Source organism: Pseudomonas rubra, from assembly GCF_028656935.1.
In the GTDB taxonomy this organism is placed as follows: Bacteria; Pseudomonadota; Gammaproteobacteria; order Pseudomonadales; family Pseudomonadaceae; genus Aquipseudomonas; species Aquipseudomonas rubra.
Genome location: NZ_JAMDGZ010000010.1, coordinates 39,239 through 60,099, shown reverse-complemented (window position 1 = coordinate 60,099; position 20,861 = coordinate 39,239). Strand labels below are relative to the sequence as shown.

The window sequence follows — 20,861 nt, the reverse complement described above, 5'->3', positions numbered from 1 at the left end:
GTGGCCATCTCCAAGCAGGAGGCGGCGCACCGCGCCGCCTCCGACCTCGAACGGATTGCCTGGGTCGACGAGAACGATCAGTTGCTCGGCGCCTTGCCCCGTGCCGAACTGCGCGAACGCGGCCTGATCGGACGTGGTACCTACATCCTGCTGTTCAACTACGCCGGTGAGCTGTGTGTACACCGGCGTACCGAAAGCAAGGCGATCTACCCGGGGTACTGGGACGTGGCGGCCGGTGGCATGGTGCAAGCGAATGAGAGCTTTGCCGAATCGGCAGCCCGCGAACTGGAAGAAGAGCTTGGGGTAAGCGGGGTCGAGCTCACCGCCCACGAGTGCTTTTTCTTTGACCAGCCGGGCAACCGGCTCTGGTGCGCGGTGTTCTCGGCGGTCTGGGACGGGCCTTTGCGCCTGCAGCCCGAAGAGGTCAGCGAGGCGCGCTTCATCCCCGTCGAACAAGCCTTGGCCGACAGCCGGCAACAGCCGTATTGCCCCGATTCGCTGGCGGCTTTGCAACGCTACATCGACCGTCGAGCCTGACGTCGCAAATCACATGCAAAATGGCGCAGTTTTGTACTTAGCATTCGCGACATTTATCGTTACACTGCGCGGCCTTTAAGGCTGCCGCACGCTTCATGCGGCAGTTGCGCTGCCCCTGCCAGAGTGGGGCTTCGCGGTCGGTACCCCGCCAGGGGCGTCGACCAGTTTTTATCCTCACCGTAGAGGATCAAAAGTGGCCAAGAAAGCCGCATCATTCGCCGCCCTGGGTGGCCTGGTGTTCTCCACCGATGCAGGTCGGCATTGCCCGGACTGCAGCAAACCCATAGATGCCTGCATCTGCAAACAGACGCTCATCCCCGAAGGCGATGGCATTGCTCGCGTGCGTCGCGAAAGCAAGGGCCGTGGCGGCAAGACGGTGACGACCATCAGCGGCGTGCCGCTGCCCCTGGAACAGCTCAAGGATCTGGCCGGCACGCTCAAGCGTCGCTGTGGAACCGGCGGCGCGTTGAAAGACGGGGTCATCGAAATCCAGGGCGATCATGTCGAGCTGTTACTGGCCGAGTTGATCAAACAGGGCTTCAAAGCGAAAAAATCCGGCGGCTGAACGCTGCAACGCGATTTTTTGCCATTGGCTTTCTAAACTCGTTCCCGTCGTCAGGGTCTATCCCTGAGCACGGATAATCGTCACTTTCAGGTTTTACACTGCGCCCGCCCCATGCCGGCCGGTGTTATTCGACTTTCTATATAGGGGACTTCAATGTCCGTACGACGCACACGCAAAGACGATGGCAGCCAATGGACAGTTGCGGACAGCCGCAGTGTTTACGGCATTCGCCATTGGGGGGCCGGTTACTTCGCAATCAACGAGGCCGGGCGCGTCGAAGTCCGCCCGAACGGGCCAGGCAGTGCGCCGATCGACCTGTTCGAACAGGTAGACGAGTTGCGCAAGAGCGGCCTGTCGCTGCCGCTGCTGGTACGTTTCCCGGACATCCTCCAGGACCGCGTGCGCCAGCTGACCGGCGCCTTCGATGCCAACATCGCGCGCCTGGAGTACCAGAGCCAGTACACCGCCCTGTACCCGATCAAGGTCAACCAGCAAGAAGCGGTGGTCGAGAACATCATCGCCACCCAGAACGTCTCCATTGGCCTGGAAGCGGGCTCCAAGCCCGAGCTGCTGGCCGTGCTGGCGCTGGCGCCGAAGGGCGGCACCATCGTCTGCAACGGTTACAAGGACCGCGAGTTCATCCGCCTGGCATTGATGGGCCAGAAGCTGGGGCACAACGTTTTCATCGTCATCGAGAAAGAGTCGGAAGTGGCTCTGGTGATCGAGGAGGCAGCCGAGCTCAAGGTCAAGCCGCAGGTCGGCCTGCGCGTGCGCCTGTCGTCGTTGGCGTCGAGCAAGTGGGCCGATACCGGGGGCGAGAAATCCAAGTTCGGCCTGTCGGCGGCGCAACTGATTTCGGTGGTTCAGCGTTTCCGCGATGCTGGCCTGGACCAGGGCATCCGCCTGCTGCACTTCCACATGGGCTCGCAGATCGCCAACCTGGCCGACTACCAGCACGGCTTCAAGGAAGCCATCCGTTATTACGGCGAACTGCGTGCACTGGGCCTGCCGGTCGATCATATCGACGTCGGCGGCGGCCTGGGCGTGGACTATGACGGTACCCACTCGCGTAACGCCAGCTCGATCAACTACGATATGGACGACTACGCCGGTGTCGTGGTTGGCATGCTCAAGGAGTTCTGCGATGCCCAGGGCCTGCCGCATCCGCACATCTTCTCCGAGAGCGGCCGTGCGCTGACCGCGCACCATGCCATGCTGGTGGTACAGGTGACCGACGTCGAGAAGCACAACGACGAAGTACCGGTGATCGATAACAAGCAAAGCCTGCCCGAGACCGTACAGTGGCTGGTTGACCTCTTGGGCCCGACCGATATCGAGATGGTCACCGAGACCTACTGGCGCGCCACTCATTATATGAGTGACGTGGCTGCCCAGTACGCCGACGGCAAGATCACCCTGGCCGAGAAAGCCCTGGCCGAGCAGTGCTACTTTGCCGTTTGCCGGCGCCTGCACAACTCGCTCAAGGCCCGTCAGCGCTCGCACCGCCAGGTGCTCGACGAACTCAACGACAAGCTGGCCGACAAGTACATTTGCAACTTCTCGGTGTTCCAGAGCCTGCCCGATACCTGGGCGATCGGCCAGGTCCTGCCGATCCTGCCGTTGCACCGGCTGGACGAAGAGCCGCTGCGCCGCGCCGTGCTGCAAGATTTGACCTGCGACTCGGACGGCAAGATCAATCAGTACGTCGACGAGCAGAGCATTGAGACCAGCCTGCCGGTGCACGCCATCAACGAGGGTGAGGACTACCTGCTGGGGATCTTCCTGGTCGGTGCCTACCAGGAAATCCTCGGTGACATGCACAACCTGTTTGGTGACACCGACTCGGTGAACATCTACCAGAACCCGAACGGCAGCGTGTACCACGCCGGGATCGAGACCCACGACACCATCGAAGACATGCTGCGCTACGTGCACTTGTCGCCGGAGGAGTTGATGACGCACTACCGCGACAAGTGCGCCAGCGCCAAGATCACGGCCCGTGAAAAGACCCAGTTCCTTGATGCGCTGCGTCTGGGGCTGACCCGCTCGTCTTACCTGTCGAGCTGATGCCATCGCGGGGCAAGCCCGCTCCCACATTGTGGGAGCGGGCTTGCCCCGCGATGCACCTAGACTATCGCCGCCCGAACCACCCATCACGCCGCTGCAACCGCCAGCCCATCACCCCCAGCGTCACCCCGCGCAAGGCCATGAACAGCAGAAACCCCAACCACAGGCCGTGGTTGCCCAGGTCCCGGGCGACATAGGCGAACGGCAGGGCGATGACCACGCTGAGCAGCATTGCATTGCGCATCTCCCGTGCCCGCGTGGCGCCGATGAACAAACCATCCAGTAGATAACTCCACACCGCAATCAACGGCAGCAGCGCCAGGTAGGGCAGGTACTGGTAGGCAGTGTCGCGCACGATGCTGATATCGGTCTGCATATTGATGAACAGATGCCCCCCCAGCAGAAACAACACGGCAAAACCGCTGCTGGCCAGCAGCGACCAGCCGCAGGCGACGGTCAGCGAACGCCGTAGCGCCTGGCGATCACCGGCGCCGATGGCATGCCCGCACAGCGCCTCCACTGCATGGGCCAGGCCATCGAGGGCATAAGCGGTAAGCAGCAGGCCGTTGAGCAGTAAGGCGTTGGCCGCTACGGTTGCTTCACCCAGGCGCGTGCCTTGCACGGTGATCAGGAAGAACACCGCCTGCAGTGCCAGGCTGCGAATAAAGATGTCGCGGTTGACGCCGAGCAGCGGTCGCCAGCTCTGCCAGCGTGCCAGGCGCGCCCAGGCAATCTTCCCGGGAAAGGCGCGCAGGGCCGGGCGGGTCAGGGCCAGGCCGAGCAGGGCGGCGCTCCATTCGGCAATCACCGAGGCCCGCGCCGAACCGATCACGCCCCAGTCCAGGCCGAGCACGAACCACAAATTGAGGGCAATGTTGAACAGGTTGGTGGTCAGCAGGATCGCCAGTGGCGCCTTGGCATTCTGGGTGCCGAGGAACCAGCCGACCAGGGCAAAGCTGGCCAGCGCCGCCGGCAGGCCCAGCAGGCGGGTCTGGAAGAAGTCGTGAGTGGATTGCTCCAGCGCCGCCGTGGGTTGCATCAGTTGCAGCGCCAGCTGGCTGAATGGCAGCGCCAGCAAGCCCAGCAATAGAGCAAACAACAGTGCCAATAGCAGGCCTTGCAGCAACACCTGGCGTAGTCCTGCGCCGTCGGCGCGCCCCGCAGCCTGGGCGGCGAAGCCGGTCGAACCCATGCGCAGAAAGCCCATGACCCAGGCCAGGAAGGTATACAGGCTGGCGCCCACGGCCACTGCGCCAAGTTGATGGGCATGGGGCAGATGGCCGATTACGGCGCTATCGACCAGGGCCACCAGGGGCACGGAAATATTTGAAAGTATCATCGGCGCGGCCAGCGCCCAGACCTTGAATTGGGTCGGGCGGTCGCGCCAGTCGGTCAGCAAACGGGACATGGAAGCTCCTGGCGAGCCGGCATTGTAGCCGCTGCGGGCACTAAATCGTGCGAAGGCGGTCTAACATCCGCGCGCCCTATCACCGTTGCGATGCGGTTAATATATAGTGCACACCTAAGATTCCGCTGCCCGAGAGTTACTACTCCCATGCTCAACAAAGGATTGTTGCTGGCCTGCGCGCTGGCCTTGCTCAGTGCCTGCGATTCGTCTGCCCCGGACAAACCGGCCTCGGCTCCCGCCGAACCACCTGCGCAGACTCAGGACCAACCCGCAGCCCCGGCTCCGGCCGCACCGAGCGCACCGGCAGCGCAACCGCAAGCGGAAAAACCCGCTGTGGCCAAGGACGATGCCGCGACCCTGGCCAAGCGTTATGCAGGCCGTGAACTCAAAGTGGCGGATGTCTCGGAAGTACAGGTCGATGGTGCCAGCGCCCTGGCCCTGACCTTCTCGATACCGCTGGATGACCAGCAGAACTTCGCCGACAAGGTGCACCTGGTCGATACCGTCAAAGGCAAGGTCGACGGTGCCTGGGAGCTCTCTGCCAACAAGATGGAGCTGCGCCTGCGTCACCTGGAGCCGCAGCGCAAGCTGGTGCTGACCATCGACGCCGGCCTGCTCGCGGTCAATGGCAAGCGCCTGCCCGCCGAGTCGATCAGCCGCCTGGAGACCCGCGACATGCAGTCGACCATCGGCTTCGCCAGCCGTGGCTCGCTGCTGCCGACCCGCCTGGCCGAAGGCTTGCCGGTGATCGCCCTGAACGTCAACAAGGTCGATGTCGAATTCTTCCGCATCAAACCTGAAAAACTGTCGCCGTTCCTCGCCGCCTGGGGCCGCAACAGCAGCCTGTATTACTACCAGTCCAAGGAAACCCTGGACATGGCCGACCTGGTCTACGGCGGCCGCTTTGACCTCAACCCGGCAAAGAACACTCGCGAAACCGTGCTGCTGCCAATCGCCGGCATCAAGCCGCTGCAGGAGCCTGGCGTATACCTGGCGGTGATGCGCGCTTCGGGTACCTACGACTACTCGCAACCGGCGACGCTGTTCACGCTCAGTGACATCGGCGTCTCGGCGCACCGTTACCAGAACCGCCTGGACGTCTTCACCCAAGGCCTGGAAGGCGGCAAGGCGCTGAGCGCTGTCGAGTTGGAGCTGCTCGACGGTGAAGGCCGCGTGCTGGCCCAGGCCAAGACCGACAGCGACGGTCATGGCCAACTGCCGACACCCCCCAAAGCTGAAACCCTGCTGGCCAAACAGGGCGTGCACACCACCATGCTGCGCCTGAACAGTGCGGCCCTGGACCTGGCCGAATTCGACATCACCGGCCCCCAGGCTAACCCACTGCAGTTCTTTGTGTTCGGCCCGCGAGATCTCTATCGCCCGGGCGAAATCGTGTTGCTCAATGGCCTGTTGCGCGACAAGGATGGCCGTCCGCTCAAGCCGCAACCGGTGACCGTGGAAGTGCGCCGTCCGGATGAGCAGATCAGCCGCAAGTTTGTCTGGGAGGCCGATGCCAATGGCTTCTATCAGTACCAGCTGCAATTGGCCGAAGAGGCGCCGACCGGGCGCTGGCAGTTGCTGTTCGACCTCGGTGGCGGCAAGAAGCAGGTGTTCGAGTTCCTTGTCGAAGACTTCCTGCCCGAGCGCCTGGCGCTGGAGCTTAAAGGCAGCGACAAACCGCTGAGCCCGGATCAAACCGCGCAGATCAAGGTCAATGGTCGCTACTTGTACGGCGCCCCGGCCTCGGGCAACCGCCTGAGTGGCCAGGCCTACGTGCGCCCGCTGCGTGAAGCGGTACCGGCACTGCCGGGTTACCAGTTCGGCTCGATCACCGAGGAGGAACTGAGCCAGGACCTGGAGCTGGACGAGGTCACCCTGGACAGCGCCGGCAAAACCACCCTGAACATCGAAAGCAAATGGTCCGAAGCCCGTTCGCCGCTGCAACTGACCGTGCAGGCCAGCCTGCAGGAGTCCGGTGGCCGGCCGATCACCCGCCGCCTGGAGCAACCTATCTGGCCGGCCGCGCGTCTGCCTGGCTTGCGTGGCCTGTTCGAAGGTGAAGAGACCGACGGCGAAGGCCCGGTGGAATTCGAGGTGCTGGTGGCCGACCCCCAAGGTAACAAACTGGCGGTCAACAACCTCAAAGTGCGGCTGATTCGCGAGCGTCGCGACTACTACTGGAACTACTCGCAGAGCGACGGCTGGAGCTACAACTACAACGAGAAATACCTGACCCAGAATGAAGAGACGGTCAATGTCAAAGCCGGCTCCACCGCGCGGGTGAACTTCTTGGTTGACTGGGGCCCTTACCGCGTCGAGGTCGAAGACCCACAGACCGGCCTGGTATCGAGCGGGCGCTTCTGGGCCGGTTACCGCGCCCAGGACAACGCCGATGGCGGCGCTGTGCGCCCGGACCAGGTCAAGCTGGCCCTGGATAAACCGTCGTATGCCGATGGTGCCACCGCCAACATCACCGTCACGCCGCCTGCCGCGGGCACCGGTTACCTGATGGTCGAGTCCAGCGAAGGCCCGCTGTGGTGGGAAGAAATCGACGTGCCGGCCGAAGGCAAGAGCTTCGCCGTCAAGCTCGATCCGAAGTGGGCGCGCCACGACCTGTATGTCAGTGCCCTGGTGATTCGTCCGGGTGAGCGCAAGGTCAACGCCACGCCAAAACGCGCTGTCGGTGTGCTGCACCTGCCGCTCGATCGCCACGAGCGCAAGCTGGCGGTGACCCTCACGGCCCCTGAGAAGATGCGCCCCAAGCAGCCGCTGACCGTCAAGGTACAGGCACGCAATGCCGACGGCAGCGTGCCCAAGCAGGTGCATGTGCTGCTGGCGGCGGTGGACGTGGGTATCCTCAACATTACCGAATTCGCCACTCCCGATCCGTTCACCGGCATGTTCGGGCGCAAGGCTTATGGCGCTGACCAACTGGACATCTACGGGCAGTTGATCGAAGCCGGGCAGGGCCGCCTGGCCAGCCTGGCCTTCGGTGGTGACGCGGCTATGGCCAAAGGCGGCAAGCGCCCCAACACCACGGTGACTATCGTCGCCAAGCAAAGCGCCCCGGTTATCCTCAACGACAAGGGCGAGGGTGAAGCCACGGTCGATATCCCCGACTTCAACGGTGAACTGCGCCTGATGGCCCAGGCTTGGACCAACGAGCGCTATGGCATGGCCGAGGGCAAGACCGTGGTCGCCGCGCCGTTGATTGCCGAGCTCTCGGCGCCGCGCTTCCTCGCCGGTGGCGACCGTACCACCCTGGCCCTGGACCTCTCCAACCTGTCGGGCAAGGCGCAAAACGTTACCGTGCGCCTGAGCACCGAAGGCCAGTTGAACCTGCTCGGTGAAGCCCAGCAGACCCTGAGCCTTGCCGAGGGCAAGCGCGTCACCCTGCTGGTACCGGTACAGGCCACCGGTGGCCTGGGCCAGGGCAAGGTCAAGGTCGAAGTGCAGGGCCTGCAACTGCCGGGCGAGTCGGCCACGGCCTTCAGCCGCGACTGGACCCTGGGCGTTCGCCCGGCCTACCCGGCGATGCTGCAGCACTACCGGGTGGCCCTCAAAGACCAGCCATGGACCCTGCCGGACGCCGACCTTGCGCTGTTCGAACCTGCCGGGCTTGAAGCTTCATTGGCGTTGTCGAGCCGGCCTCCGCTGAACCTGGCCGAACAGATCCGCGCCCTCGAAGCTTATCCGTATGGCTGCCTGGAGCAGACCACCAGTGGCCTGTACCCATCGCTGTACGCCGATGCCGCGACCCTCAAGCGTCTTGGCATCAAGGGCGAAGCGGCGGATGTACGCAAACGCAAGATCGAGATGGGCATTGAGCACCTGCTGGGCATGCAGCGCTACAACGGCAGCTTTGGCCTGTGGAGTTCCGATGACCAGGAGGAGTTCTGGCTGACCGCCTACGTCACCGATTTCCTCCTGCGTGCCCGCGAGCAGGGTTACGCGGTACCGCCCGAGGCCCTGAAAAAGGCCAGCGAGCGCCTGCTGCGTTACCTGCAGGAGCGTAACCTGATCGAGGTCAACTACAGCCAGAACTCCGAACACAGCCGTTTCGCCGTGCAGTCGTATGCTGCCCTGGTGTTGGCGCGTACCCAACAGGCGCCGCTGGGTGCCTTGCGCAGCCTGTTCGAGCGGCGCAGCGATGCACGCTCGGGCCTGCCGTTGGTACAACTGGCGATCGCCCTGGACAAGATGGGCGACAAGCCACGCGCGCAACAGGCGCTGCAGGCGGGCCTGGCAGTCACGCGTAGCGACAACACCTGGATGGGCGACTACGGCAGCTCCGTGCGTGACCAGGCGCTGATCCTCTCGCTGCTGGCCGAGAACAACCTGGCCAGCGACAAGATCGATGGCCGCCTGTTCGAGTTGGCTGACCAGATGGCCGCCAACCGCTGGTTGTCGACCCAGGAGCGTAACGCGCTGTTCCTTGCCGGTCGTGGTCTGCTGGGCAAGCCTGAAAGCAAATGGTCGGCACGCCTGGACAGCGCTGGTGAGGTGCGCGAATTCAGTCCCGAGCAATCGGGGATGAAACTCGAGGGCGCGCTGCTGGCCTCACCATTGACCATCCAGAACGAAGGTAGCGAGACGCTGTTCCAGCAACTGACCCTGTCCGGTTATCCGCGCCAGGCCCCGGTTGCCCGTGGCAGTGGCATGACCATCCGCCGCGAGTTTCTCGGCATGAATGGCCAGGCGCTGGACATCAAGGCGCTCAAGAGCGGTGATCTGGTGCTGGTGCACCTGGCGGTGACGGCCAATACCCAGGTACCGGACGCGCTGGTGGTCGACCTGCTGCCGGCGGGCCTGGAACTGGAAAACCAGAACCTGGCACAAAGCGCGGCGAGCCTTGAGAACGCCAGCAGTGCGGTGAAGGAATGGCGTGAGTCGATGCAGAACGCCAATGTGGTGCATCAGGAGTTTCGCGATGACCGTTACGTGGCGGCACTGAACATCGACGGCTACTACACCACCCACCTGCTGTACCTGGCCCGGGCGGTAACCCCGGGGACCTACAAGGTACCGCCGCCGCAGGTCGAGTCGATGTACCGGCCCAACTACAACGCGGTGGGTGAGGCCCCCGCGGAGCTGGTCGTCAAAGGCCGCTGACAGCAGCGGTAGGAGCGGGCTTGCCCCGCGATAAGGCCACACTGGCCCTATCGCGGGGCAAGTTGGGTCGTCGCACTTTAAATCAGTGAATGATCCAGCTCAGCACCCACAAGCCCAGCACCAGCCAGATGATGCCGAGTATGATCGAGGCGCGCATGAAGGCGCGGATCGCCGAGTACAGCAGCATCAGGCCGATGATCAGGGCGAGGATGCTGACCAGCGATGTGTCCATGCCCAGGGTGCGTGACAGGCCCTCGATGAAATTGCCACCGGCGTTGGCCAGCAGGTTGAACAACCCGCTCAGGCCGTCGACGATAAAACGGATCACCGCGCCCAGCGCCTGGCCGAGCCACTCGAAAAAACCTTCTACATGCATAGTTGCTTCCTGATGATCAATTCGGCGAATGCGCCATTGCCACGCCTTTGGCCATGCCCGGGCCGGTTCGGTTCCCTGCGTACTCGTCACGCCAGGAGGGCCTGATGCACATCTTAGCTCGCCTGCGTGGCGCCTTCGGAAAACCACTGGGTCGGCTGTTTGCCGTCGCGCTGCTGCTTGTCGCCCTGTTATGGCTCGCCGATCGCATCTGGCCGTTGCCGATGCCGGCCGATGATCTGGCCCGGGTAGTATTGGCCGAAGACGGCACGCCGCTGTGGCGCTTTGCCGATGCCGACGGGGTGTGGCGTTACCCGGTCAGTGCCGAGCAGGTTTCGCCCTATTACCTGGAGGCATTGCTGACCTACGAGGATCGCTGGTTCTACCAGCATCCGGGGGTCAACCCGCTGGCACTGGCGCGGGCGGCCTGGCAGAACCTGCACGGCGGCCGGGTGGTGTCCGGCGGCAGCACCCTGTCGATGCAGGTGGCGCGCCTGCTCGATCCGCATTCGCGCACGCTGCCTGGCAAGCTGCGTCAGTTGTGGCGTACTGCGCAGCTGGAGTGGCACCTGTCGAAGGCGCAGATCCTCGAGATCTACCTCAACCGTGCCCCCTTCGGCGGCACCTTGGAGGGCGTCGCCGCAGCCAGTTGGGCCTACCTTGGCAAGTCGCCGATGCACCTGACACCTTCAGAAGCGGCCTTGCTCGCGGTACTGCCGCAAGCGCCCAGCCGCTTGCGCCCGGACCGCCATCCCGAACGTGCCCAGGCTGCGCGGGACAAGGTGCTGCAGCGCCTGGCCGAGTATCAGGTCTGGCCGCAGCAGCGAGTCGCCGAGGCCGAGGAAGAGCCAATGTTGCTGGCGCCACGGCAGGAGCCGGCCCTGGCACCCTTGCTGGCGCGGCGCCTGAACCGGCCGCACAGCCCACCATTGATTCGCACCACCCTCGATGCTTCGTTGCAACGGCGTCTGGAAGACCTGTTGCTGGGCTGGCGGGCGCGCCTGCCAGAACGCACCTCGGCGGCGATCCTGGTGGTCGAGGCGCAGAACATGGCGGTGCGCGCGTACCTGGGCTCGGTCGACCTCAATGACGAGCGCCGCTTTGGCCATGTCGACATGATCAGCGCGCTGCGCTCACCAGGGTCGACCCTCAAGCCCTTTCTTTTTGGTATGGCCATGGACGACGGGCTGATCCATTCCGAGTCATTGCTTCAGGATGTGCCGCGGCGCTATGGCGATTACCGCCCGGGCAACTTCTCCATGGGCTTCAGCGGACCGGTGGCGGCAAGTTCTGCCCTGGCCATGTCATTGAATCTGCCAGCAGTGCAGCTGCTTGAAGCCTACGGGCCGAAACGCTTTGCCGCACAGATGCGCAGCGGCGGCGTGCCGCTGATCTTGCCGCCGCTGGCCGAGCCGAACCTGTCATTGATTCTTGGCGGCGCTGGCAGCCGCCTGGAGGACCTGGTCGGTGGGTATGCAGCGTTTTCCCGCGATGGCTTGAGCGCGCCGATTCGCTTGCAACCGGATGATCCATTGCTTGAGCGGCGTCTGCTGTCGCCGGGCAGTGCCTGGATCATCCGGCGCATCCTCAGCGGTCAGGCCCGCCCGGATCGCGATCCTCATGCCGAGCTGGTGCAGCGTCCGCAACTGGCCTGGAAGACTGGCACCAGCTATGGCTTTCGTGATGCCTGGTCGATTGGCGTGGGCCCGCGCTACCTGATCGGTATCTGGATCGGCCGCCCGGATGGTACGCCGGTGCCGGGGCAGTTCGGCCTGGCTTCGGCGGCGCCGTTGATGCTGCAGGTGCATGACGTGCTGAGCAACCGCGACAGCCAGCGCGGCATCGCTGTGCCGGTGGCGGCGGTGCCGGCCAACGTGGGCGTTGCGGCGATCTGCTGGCCGCTCGGGCAGCCCATGGCGCGCCAGGACCCGAACTGCCGGCGCCAGCGCTTTGCCTGGACCCTGGACGGCACTACGCCGCCGACCTTGCTGGCCCAGGACCAACCGTTGAGCGTAGGCTTGCGCGAAACGGTCTGGGTCAATGCCCAGGGCTTGCGCGTCGATGCCACCTGCGCCGGCGCCCAGGCCCGGGACATTGCCCTGTGGCCGTCACCCCTGGAACCCTGGTTGCCCCGGGTGGAGCGGCGCGAGGCGCGCCTGCCCAAGGTCGATGCGCAGTGCCCGCCGCAGGTGCCGCCCAGTGCGCCACCGTTGTCGATCGTGGGGGTGCGTCAGGGTGACCAGTTACGCCGCCCGGCCACCAGCAGCGAGCCGTTGCGTTTCAAGGTATCGGCCCTTGGCGGTAACGGTCGTCATTGGTGGTTCCTCAATGGCGCGCCACTGGGCGAAACCACGGGTCAGGAAAACCTCACGGCGAGCTTCAGCCAGGCGGGACGCTTCGAGCTGAGCGCCCTGGATGAAAGTGGCGAAACGGCCCGGGTCGAGTTCCAGGTCAATGAGTGACAGCGCAGATTAGACGTTGCCGGGGCCAGCACCTACGCTTGGATTGACGAGGTCGCCGCCCTGGCGGCCTTGTACTGTTCGGGATCATGGAGTGTCCGATGCGTGTGCTGGCTGTCGCGATAGTTGGGTTGTCCTGGGCGAGCCTGACCACTGGCGAACCCCTGCCGCGTTTTCTCGATAGCCACGAAATTGAACGAAACCTGCCTGCGGCCAATTTGCCGGCCGATGCCTACCGGCCGAGCAACCCGCAGGTGTTGGTGCCCGTTCCGCTCAGCCAGGCCCAACCGCTGCGACGGGACACACGGATCCTGCTACGCAAGGTGCGTTTCGAAGGCGGCAGCATTTATCCGTTGAGTGACCTGCGCGACAACTATCAAAGTCTGGTCAACCGCGACGTCAGTCTGGGCGAGCTGATCGATGCGACCCAGCGGCTGACCCAGCGCTATCAGCAGGACGGCTACCTGCTGTCCCATGCCTATCTGCCAGAGCAGGACTTTGCCGATGGCCGGGTGCGGGTGGTGCTGGTCGAAGGCTATATCGACGATCTTGAGCTGCACGGTGAAATTGGCCCGGCGGCGGCCTATGTGGAACAGCTGGTGAGCAGGCTCAAGGCCGAGCGACCGCTGACCCGCGCCACCTTTGAGCGTTATGTCGCCCTGATGAGTCGTCTGCCGGGTTTCAGCCTGCAGGCGCGACTGTCTCCTGCACAGGCCGGCCATGGCACCAGCCGCCTGATCGTCGAGGCCACGCGTCGACCGCTCAATGGCACCCTGACTGCTACGGATGGCACGCGTGATGATCCCCAGGCGTTGCTCACCCTGAGCAGCAACGCGCAGACGGCGTTTGCCGAACAGTTCAGTGTCACGGCCCTGGCGCCACGTGGGGAGGATCACGAAAGCTACTTTCGCCTGGATTACTCACAGTATCTGGACGATCAGGGTAGCCAGTTGCACCTGTCGGCATCACGGTACGACAGCGACCCCAGTGCCCAGGTGCTGCTCGCTGACCGGACCCAGCTCAAGGCCCACCGCGAGAACGACCGCTTCTCGGCCGGCCTGAGCCAGGTGCTGCTGGCAGCACCCGGTGAATCGCTCAACGTTTCCGCGCGCTTCTACATGGTCAACGATGACGTGGAGTACCGCGCAGTCGAAGGCCCCTTGCGCCTGAGCAATCGCACCGATGTGCGCGCCCTGGGGTTTGAAGGGGAATGGCGCAAGGCTGACGCCGAGCAGTTGCGGATTGTCAGTGGCGGCGCCTATCAGGGCCTTGATTACCTGGGGGCGAAAACCAACAGCGACTTTGACCTGGACTTCCTGCGCTTGCGCCTGTCCGGGTTGCAGAGCGACCGACTGTTCGGCAACTGGCAAGGGGTGGCCTCGGCGGCCTTGTACTGGAGCGGCGACAGCCTGCCCGACAGCGAGCGGGTGGTGTTCGGCGGGCAGAGCTTCGCCCGTGGTTATCCCGCCGACCAGGCCCTGGGCGACAAAGGCTGGGGTCTGGCGTATGAGCTCAACTACAGCTTCAACGGCGCTGGCCGCTGGGTAAGGCTGCTGCAACCCTACGCCGTACTGGATACCGCGCGCACCTGGTTCAATGAAGTCGACCTGCGTGATTCGCACCTGTCTTCAGCGGCGTTGGGGGTGCGCGTTGGCGATGGGCGTTTCTACAACATCGCTCTGGAGCTGGCCAAGCCACTGTCAGACGTTGCCCTCGACAGCTTTGACCGGGAGCCGCGGGTAAGTTTGAGTTTCAGTGTGCAGTTGTAGGTCGTTATCGCGGGGCAAGCCAGCTCCCACAAGCCCCACGGTGCTTTACTGCACCAACTGCATCCGTGGCTTGGGGAACAGGTTGTCCAGGGTCTCCAGCAGGCGGGTGTGGTAGATGGGCTTGCGGAACAGGTCCAGCACCTGCAGGCGCAGCAGGTCGCTGATGTCATCCATGTCGGCATGCCCGGAGGTGACGATCACTGGCAGGTGTTGCCTGGCGGTGTGCTCGCGCAGGCGCCTGATCAGTGAAATACCGCTTTCCTCCGGCATGCGCAGGTCAGTGATGACCAGTGCCACGTCCGGGTGGCGGGTGAGCTGTTGCAGGGCGAGTTTGACCGAGGTGGCCGTGTGGCAGCAAAAACCCTCGCCCTCGAGCAGTTCGGCAAGTTCGAGCAAGGCGTCCTCTTCGTCATCCACCAGAAGTAGCTGTTGCCGGGGGGAAGAGGTCGGCATCGGGTAGTCCTTTAGACGGCTTGATTGAAGAAAGTGGGAGTAACCGCTGCAGTCCCTGGCGCCTCAAGGCGTGGTGCTTTGCGCTTTGGTCATGGCCCCCTGAACCTTGGTCATGACGGACGACACACTCCCGGAAATGGGGGTGATGAACGCCGTCAGTACCACCGCTACCATCGCCGCGGCAATCGCATACTCGATGCCGGAGGCGCCATCCTTGCGGTAGAAGAACTCTTTGCAGCTTTTGAGGACGCGGGCAAGACGCATGGCATTTCTCCTTGCGCTCAGGGCGCAGGTGGCAGGGGTTATGGATGATTCCCCTTTGCCATCACAGCATCGTCAAGAGGATAAAACTCGGCAAATGTAAGAAAGCATTAATGCCAAAGTGATAAGTAGAAAGCCGACGCCAATAAGCTGCTGTTTTAGGGGGGTGTCGGTTTTGCGACGGAAAAAAATCTGACGGGTAATGGCATTTTGTCTTAGCTGCGCTACGGTCAAATAGCGAAATAGTTGTTTCCGACTGCAGTGCTGTGGGCCCTTTCACAAAAGGCCGAAGGACAGCTTGGGGAGAGGGAGGGCCGGCATGAGCAGTCGCATTACCATCATCCTCGCTGGTTTCTTTCTGCTCGGTGCAGTGCTGGCCGGCTATTGGGGCCTGGTCCTCAGCCAGCCACCCGGTGAACCGGTCGCCGCACCTGTTGCCGCCCCCGCACCCTCGCCGGTCAGCCAAGTCGCGGCCGAGGCGGTTGACGAACTGCGCACGCCGGTGGTGGTGTTGCGTCGCGATGTTGCCGCCGCTGTTGCGCTCACCGCCGAAGATCTGCTGCTCGAGCATTTGCAGGTGGCTCCGGCCGGTAGTTTCCAAAGCCTTGAACAAGTGATCGGACGCAGCAGCTGGCGAGCCTTGAGCGCCGGTACCTGGCTTGCGCAGAACAGCTTCGAAGCGGGTGGCCCGCTGGCACGGATGATCCATCCCCATGAGCGGGCGGTGGCAGTGGCGGTGGACGAGGTGATTGGTGCTGCCGGGCAACTGAGCCCGGGGGACTATGTGGATGTCTTGCTGTTCTTGCGTGAAACCACCAGTAACCCGCAGGCCTCGGCCCAGGTGGTGCTGCCTGCACTGCGCCTGCTCAGTGTCGGCGAGCAGTTGGGACTGAGCAATGACGGCCAGCCGGTGCAGGCGCCGGTTGATGAAAAAAACCGCTCACCGCAACCGGCCAACACCTTGCGTACGGTCGTGCTCGCGGTGCCCGAAGCGTTGGCCAGCCGCTTGTTGCTTGCCGCTGGAGCCGGCAGTTTGCGCCTGGCAGTACGCAGTGCCGAAGAGCAGCGCCTGGCCCGCTACTGGGCTGACCCCAATAGCAGTGGCAAGGAAATCGAAAGCGCCAATCGCCAACTCTATCGCTTTAGCCAGTTGGCCCAGGCCCCCGCCGTTCAACCACTGGCCAGTGCCGCGCCGCCGCGCGGCATGGAGATTATTCGCGGCAGTCAAGCCAACCCGCCAACCCCCTGACCAAGCAAGGATGCCCTTCAATGAGCAGTCGTTCCGAGCGGGTGATCAAGCAGGTGCTCTGTGTCCTGCTGTGCTGCGTGCCGCTGTTGCCCAAGGCGCTGGCAGCGCCCAAGGGCTGCGCGGCGCTTGCGCAAATGCCAGCGGTGATCGAAATCGATCAGGGCCTGCAGCAAGAACTGCGCTTGCCGGTGGCGATCACCCAGGTAGCCATTGGCGACCCGAAGATTGCCGATGTGCACGCCAGTGGTGAGGATGGTGTGATACTCACGGCAGTCGGCCCCGGCGCCACCAGCCTGATGCTCTGGACCGCCTGCGCCCCGGCGCCGCGCCAGGCGATGCTGTTCATCAAAGGGGTGGCCAGCACCGAGATGGCCGAAAGTGCGAGGCCTCCGTCCGAGGACCCACTGCTGCCCAGCCAGGTGCAGGCCGATATTCGTTTCGTCGAAGTCAATCGCACCAAGTACAAGGAAGCCGGGGCGCGGCTGTTCTTCAAGGGCTCGAACAACACCTTGATCGGCTCCCCGGGCGCGGTCCCGAACACCTCCGTGAGCCCGGGACAGGTGCCCACTTTGCCTGGCATGCCGAACATCCCCCTGGACAACGGCGTGTTCAACATTATCTGGGGCGGCGGCAGCAGTCGCTTTCTGGCGGCGATCAATGCCCTGGAGAACAGCGGTTTTGCCTACACCTTGGCGCGCCCCAGCCTGGTGGTGCTCAGCGGCCTGACCGCAAGCTTTCTGGCCGGTGGCGAGATCCCCATTCCGGTGCCCAGCAGTGGCAGCGACAACGTGTCGATCGAGTACAAGGAATTCGGTATTCGCCTGGCATTGTCGCCAACCGTGGTCAGCCGCAATCGCATCACCCTCAAGGTCGCTCCGGAAGTCAGTGAACTGGACTACAACAAGGCGGTGAACATTGCCGGGACCCTGGTGCCGGGCCTGACCGTACGGCGCACCGACACCAGTATCTCCCTGGCCGATGGTGAAAGCTTCGTCATCAGCGGTTTGATCAGCAGCCAGACACGGTCGGCGGTCGACAAGTTTCCGGGCCTGGGCAATATCCCGGTGCTTGGCGCGTTCTTTCGCCAGTCGGCATTGGTGCGTGATGAAACCGAACTGCTGATGATCGTCACACCGCATCTGGTTCAGCCACTGGCTGCCGATGCTCAATTGCCGTCGCTGCCGGGGGAAGGGTTACGCACCTTCGACCCGAGCTGGGGGCGCTTGTTTTTCCTGGAAAACGGCGACTTTGAAGGTCGCAGCGGGTTATCCCAATGAGTGAAAGCCTGAGCCAGACCTTCCTCGCCATCACCCGCGACGCCGCTGACCTGCAGTGGTTGCAAGGGGCGCTGGCACCGCTGGGGCAGGTGGTCGGCGCTGGCAACGGCAGCCTTGACGAACTGCTTGCGCTGGTCGATGTCACCTTTGCCAACCTGGTGTTCGTCGGCCTGGACCGCGAGCAGGTGGTCAGTCAGTGCGCGTTGATCGAGGGCGTGCTGGAAGCCAAACCGATGCTGGCCATCGTTGCCCTGGGCGACGGCATGGACAACCAGCTGGTGCTCAATGCCATGCGCGCCGGCGCGCGGGATTTCGTGGCTTATGGTTCACGCTCAAGCGAAGTCGCCGGTCTGGTGCGGCGCTTGGGCAAGCGCCTGCCGCCGGTGGCCAGCAACCCCAGCCTGGGTGGGCTGACCGTACTTTATGGGGCGCAGTCGGCCGCCGATGGCGCTTTACTGACCACGCACATGGCGCGGGTGGTGCAGACCAGTGGCCAGCAAACATTGTTGCTGGATCTCGGCTTGCCGCGCGGAGACAGCCTGGCCTTGCTTGGCCTGGAGGCCTCGTTTCATTTCGGTGATGCCCTGCGCCACTTGCGCCGCCTCGACAACACCCTGATCGACAGTGCCTTTACCCGTGAAGGCTCGGGCCTGCGCTTGCTGGCGTACGCCGAGAGCGACGAGCCACTGGAGCGCACCAGCGCCGCCGAGCTGTACATGCTGCTCAGTGCCCTGCGCCAGCATTTTCAGCACATTGTCGTGAACCTCACCGGGCAGGCCGACAGCGAAGCCCTACGTACGTTCGTCAGCCACTGCGACAAGCTGATCTGGTACACCGACCAGAACGTGCTCGATTGCCGGCGTAACCTTGAAGTGTTGACCCAGTGGCGCGAGAAGGGCATGAAACTTGAACATGCGAGCCTGTTGGTGGACCGTTACCTGCGTGGTGTTGCGCCGGACTCCGAAGCCCTGGGCAAGCGTTACGCCTTACCCATATTGCGGGTCCTGCCTTACAGCCCGCAGGTGCGCATGAACGCCAAGAACCAGGGGCTGACCTTGTTCGAACTGGCCCCACGCGAAGAGCTCACTCAACACCTCAAGGCACTTGGTGAACGCCTGGCACGGCGCTCCGAGAACAACCCGCCGGTCAGCGCCAGCTGGCTCAATCGCCTGTGGGGGCACAAATGAGCGGCGATGAACTGTTCGGCGGCCCCCGGCATAACCTGGGCGCCGATCCGCAAGGGCTCAAGCGGGCCCTGCATCGCTATATCATCGATGCCATCGAGGACAGCGGACGCAACCTGCTCGAAGGCTCGCGCCCGGCGCTGGCGCAGTTTGTGGTCGAGCAGGTCGGTGACTATATCGCTCGCTTGCACCTGGCCCTGTCGCGTTACGAGATGGAACGCCTGGCCGAGGAAATCGTCGACGAGCTGACCGGCTTTGGCCCGCTGGAGGTGTTGCTGCGCGATGCCAGCATCACCGAAATCCTGGTCAACGGCCCGCACCGGGTGTTCATCGAGCGGGCCGGTCTGCTGCAGCAAACCGACTTGCGTTTTATCGATGCCCATCATGTCGAGCGGGTCATGCAGCGGATTCTCGCGCCCCTGGGCAGGCGCCTGGATGAGTCTTCGCCGATGGTCGATGCGCGCATGCCTGACGGCAGCCGGGTCAATGCCATCATCCCGCCGGTAGCGCTGGACGGGCCGTGCCTGTCGATCCGCAAGTTCCGCAAGGACATGCTCAAGAGCGCCGACTTGCTGGCCACGCGCACCATCGATCAGGGCATGCTCGACTTCATCCAGCTGGCCGTCGCACGGCGCTGCAATATCCTGGTCAGTGGCGGCACCGGCATCGGCAAGACCACGATGCTGAATATTCTCAGCCAGCTGATCAGCCCCCATGAGCGGCTGGTGACCATCGAGGATGTGGCTGAACTGCAACTCGACCACCCGCATGTGGTGCGCCTGGAGACCCGCCCGCCGAACGCCGAGGGGCATGGCGAGATCAAGGCCAGCGAACTGATTCGCAACGCCTTGCGCATGCGCCCAGACCGCATCCTGCTCGGCGAGATTCGCGGCGTCGAAGTGCTTGATGTGCTCACCGCGATGAATACTGGCCACGACGGCTCGATGAGCACCGTGCATGCCAATACTGCCCAGGATGCCTTGCTGCGCCTGGAAACCCTGGTGGGCCTGACCGGCCGCCAGGTGGCCGAGAAAACCCTGCGGCAGATGATCTGCGCGGCGCTGGACGTGGTCATTCAATTGACCCGCCTGGCCGATGGCCGCCGCTGTGTCAGTGAAGTGCTGGAGGTGGTGGGGGTGCGTGATGACGTGTATGTCACCAACACCTTGTTTCGCCTGGACCGGCGCAACGGCGATGGCTTTTTGCGTGAGGCACCGAACCCGGCCGGGGACAAATTGCGCCGGGACTATTCGGAGCTGCAACCGTGATCGCCGTAGTGTTGGGTCTGATCTGCCTGGCATTGCTGGGGGCGTCTGTACGCTTGTTCTACAGCGGTATGCGCAAGTCAGGTGAAGAGCGCGTTCTCCAGCGTCTTGGCCAGGTCCAGGAACGCCCTGCGCTGTCGCCCACTGGCCGCGACTGGCTGGAGCGCCTGCTGCAGCGTGCCGGTATCGAGCGGGGCAAGGATGTGCTGCTGGTGTGGATGTTGGGCGGCGCCCTGGTCGCACTGCTGGGGGGGCGTTTTTTGGGCTGGACGGCGGGCCTCGGGCTGTTGTTGCTGGCGCCTGTGCTGACCTGGCTGTACCTGGGCTGGCGCTATCGTCGCCGGGTGCAGCGGATGATCGAGCAGTTGCCGGTCTTGCTAGATCACAGTGTGCGCAGCCTCAAGGCCGGGCGCACCTTGAACGACGCCGTGCTCGGTGCCATCGATGCTGCGCGTGACCCTTTGCACGGGGCATTGCAGCGGGTACGGCGCAATGTGCACATGGGCATCAGCCTGGACGATGCAATGAACGACCTGGCCGAGTTGTACGAACAGGATGAACTGCGCCTGTTCGCCCTGGGCTTGCGTATCAATCATCGCTACGGCGGCAACGCCAGCGAGTTGCTGGAGAACCTGATCAAGCTGATCCGCGAGCGCGAACAAGGTAGCCGTCAGTTGCGCGCCATGACCGGTGAGACGCGTATGACCGCGACCGTTCTAGGCCTGTTGCCGGTGGGCATGGCCGGCTACTTTCTGATCAGCAACCCCAACTATTTGTTGGCGATGTGGCAGGACGGTAACGGTCAGTTCCTGCTGCTTGGGGCTTTTGTCCTGCAGGTGGTGGGCTGTCTGGTGTTGTGGCGCATGTTGCGGAGTATCTGAA

The 20,861-nt window shown here is 63.6% G+C and carries 15 protein-coding genes; 11 read left to right on the top strand and 4 right to left on the bottom strand.

Annotation, left to right across the window (positions count from 1 at the left end):
* From M5G17_RS04405 to speA, 3 genes are all read left to right on the top strand, one after another.
* Complete coding sequence (locus M5G17_RS04405) at positions 1–537, top strand: NUDIX hydrolase (protein ID WP_273891800.1); 537 nt, start codon at positions 1–3, stop codon at positions 535–537.
* A gap of 193 nt (positions 538–730) precedes the next feature.
* Complete coding sequence (locus tag M5G17_RS04400; RefSeq protein WP_130262942.1) at positions 731–1,102, top strand: translation initiation factor Sui1; 372 nt, start codon at positions 731–733, stop codon at positions 1,100–1,102.
* 153 nt (positions 1,103–1,255) lie between these two features.
* Complete coding sequence (gene speA, locus M5G17_RS04395; protein ID WP_130262943.1) at positions 1,256–3,169, top strand: arginine decarboxylase; 1,914 nt, start codon at positions 1,256–1,258, stop codon at positions 3,167–3,169.
* 64 nt (positions 3,170–3,233) lie between these two features.
* Here the strand turns inward: speA and M5G17_RS04390 are convergent, their stop codons facing one another.
* On the bottom strand, positions 3,234–4,577 hold the full coding sequence (locus M5G17_RS04390) for an MATE family efflux transporter (protein ID WP_273891799.1): 1,344 nt from the start codon (positions 4,575–4,577) through the stop codon (positions 3,234–3,236).
* Positions 4,578–4,724: 147 nt separating this feature from the next.
* On the opposite strand from M5G17_RS04390, the gene M5G17_RS04385 reads away from it, so the two are divergent.
* Positions 4,725–9,689, top strand: coding sequence for an alpha-2-macroglobulin family protein (locus M5G17_RS04385; protein WP_273891798.1), 4,965 nt, complete (start codon positions 4,725–4,727; stop codon positions 9,687–9,689).
* A gap of 82 nt (positions 9,690–9,771) precedes the next feature.
* On the opposite strand, the gene M5G17_RS04380 is transcribed toward M5G17_RS04385, so the two are convergent.
* Entirely contained in the window at positions 9,772–10,065 is a 294-nt protein-coding gene (locus M5G17_RS04380; protein WP_038997361.1) for a hypothetical protein, read from the bottom strand.
* Positions 10,066–10,169: 104 nt separating this feature from the next.
* Here M5G17_RS04380 and pbpC point away from each other — a divergent pair, with 104 nt between their 5' ends.
* The gene (pbpC, locus tag M5G17_RS04375; protein ID WP_273891797.1) at positions 10,170–12,524 is read left to right on the top strand and encodes a peptidoglycan glycosyltransferase PbpC; all 2,355 of its coding nucleotides are present in this window, start codon (positions 10,170–10,172) and stop codon (positions 12,522–12,524) included.
* Positions 12,525–12,622: 98 nt separating this feature from the next.
* The gene (locus tag M5G17_RS04370; RefSeq protein WP_273891796.1) at positions 12,623–14,290 is read left to right on the top strand and encodes a ShlB/FhaC/HecB family hemolysin secretion/activation protein; all 1,668 of its coding nucleotides are present in this window, start codon (positions 12,623–12,625) and stop codon (positions 14,288–14,290) included.
* A 45-nt stretch (positions 14,291–14,335) separates the two neighbouring features.
* Here the strand turns inward: M5G17_RS04370 and M5G17_RS04365 are convergent, their stop codons facing one another.
* Together M5G17_RS04365 and M5G17_RS04360 are read right to left on the bottom strand one after the other, a co-directional pair.
* Positions 14,336–14,743: a response regulator gene (locus M5G17_RS04365; RefSeq protein ID WP_130262948.1), complete on the bottom strand. Its 408-nt coding sequence runs from the start codon at positions 14,741–14,743 to the stop codon at positions 14,336–14,338.
* A gap of 63 nt (positions 14,744–14,806) precedes the next feature.
* Positions 14,807–15,007, bottom strand: a complete 201-nt coding sequence (locus M5G17_RS04360; RefSeq protein ID WP_273891795.1) for a Flp family type IVb pilin — start codon at positions 15,005–15,007, stop codon at positions 14,807–14,809.
* A gap of 316 nt (positions 15,008–15,323) precedes the next feature.
* On the opposite strand from M5G17_RS04360, the gene cpaB reads away from it, so the two are divergent.
* From cpaB to M5G17_RS04335, 5 genes are read left to right on the top strand one after another with little or no spacing between them, the layout of a single operon-like run.
* Entirely contained in the window at positions 15,324–16,253 is a 930-nt protein-coding gene (cpaB, locus tag M5G17_RS04355) for a Flp pilus assembly protein CpaB (RefSeq protein WP_273891794.1), read from the top strand.
* A 20-nt stretch (positions 16,254–16,273) separates the two neighbouring features.
* On the top strand, positions 16,274–17,530 hold the full coding sequence (locus tag M5G17_RS04350) for a type II and III secretion system protein family protein (protein WP_273891793.1): 1,257 nt from the start codon (positions 16,274–16,276) through the stop codon (positions 17,528–17,530).
* Positions 17,527–18,717: a CpaE/TadZ family protein gene (locus M5G17_RS04345; protein WP_273891792.1), complete on the top strand. Its 1,191-nt coding sequence runs from the start codon at positions 17,527–17,529 to the stop codon at positions 18,715–18,717. Before M5G17_RS04350 ends, M5G17_RS04345 begins: the two co-directional genes overlap by 4 nt.
* Entirely contained in the window at positions 18,714–19,982 is a 1,269-nt protein-coding gene (locus M5G17_RS04340) for a TadA family conjugal transfer-associated ATPase (protein WP_273891791.1), read from the top strand. Before M5G17_RS04345 ends, M5G17_RS04340 begins: the two co-directional genes overlap by 4 nt.
* The gene (locus tag M5G17_RS04335) at positions 19,979–20,860 is read left to right on the top strand and encodes a type II secretion system F family protein (RefSeq protein WP_273891790.1); all 882 of its coding nucleotides are present in this window, start codon (positions 19,979–19,981) and stop codon (positions 20,858–20,860) included. Before M5G17_RS04340 ends, M5G17_RS04335 begins: the two co-directional genes overlap by 4 nt.
* Position 20,861: the final 1 nt, after the last annotated feature.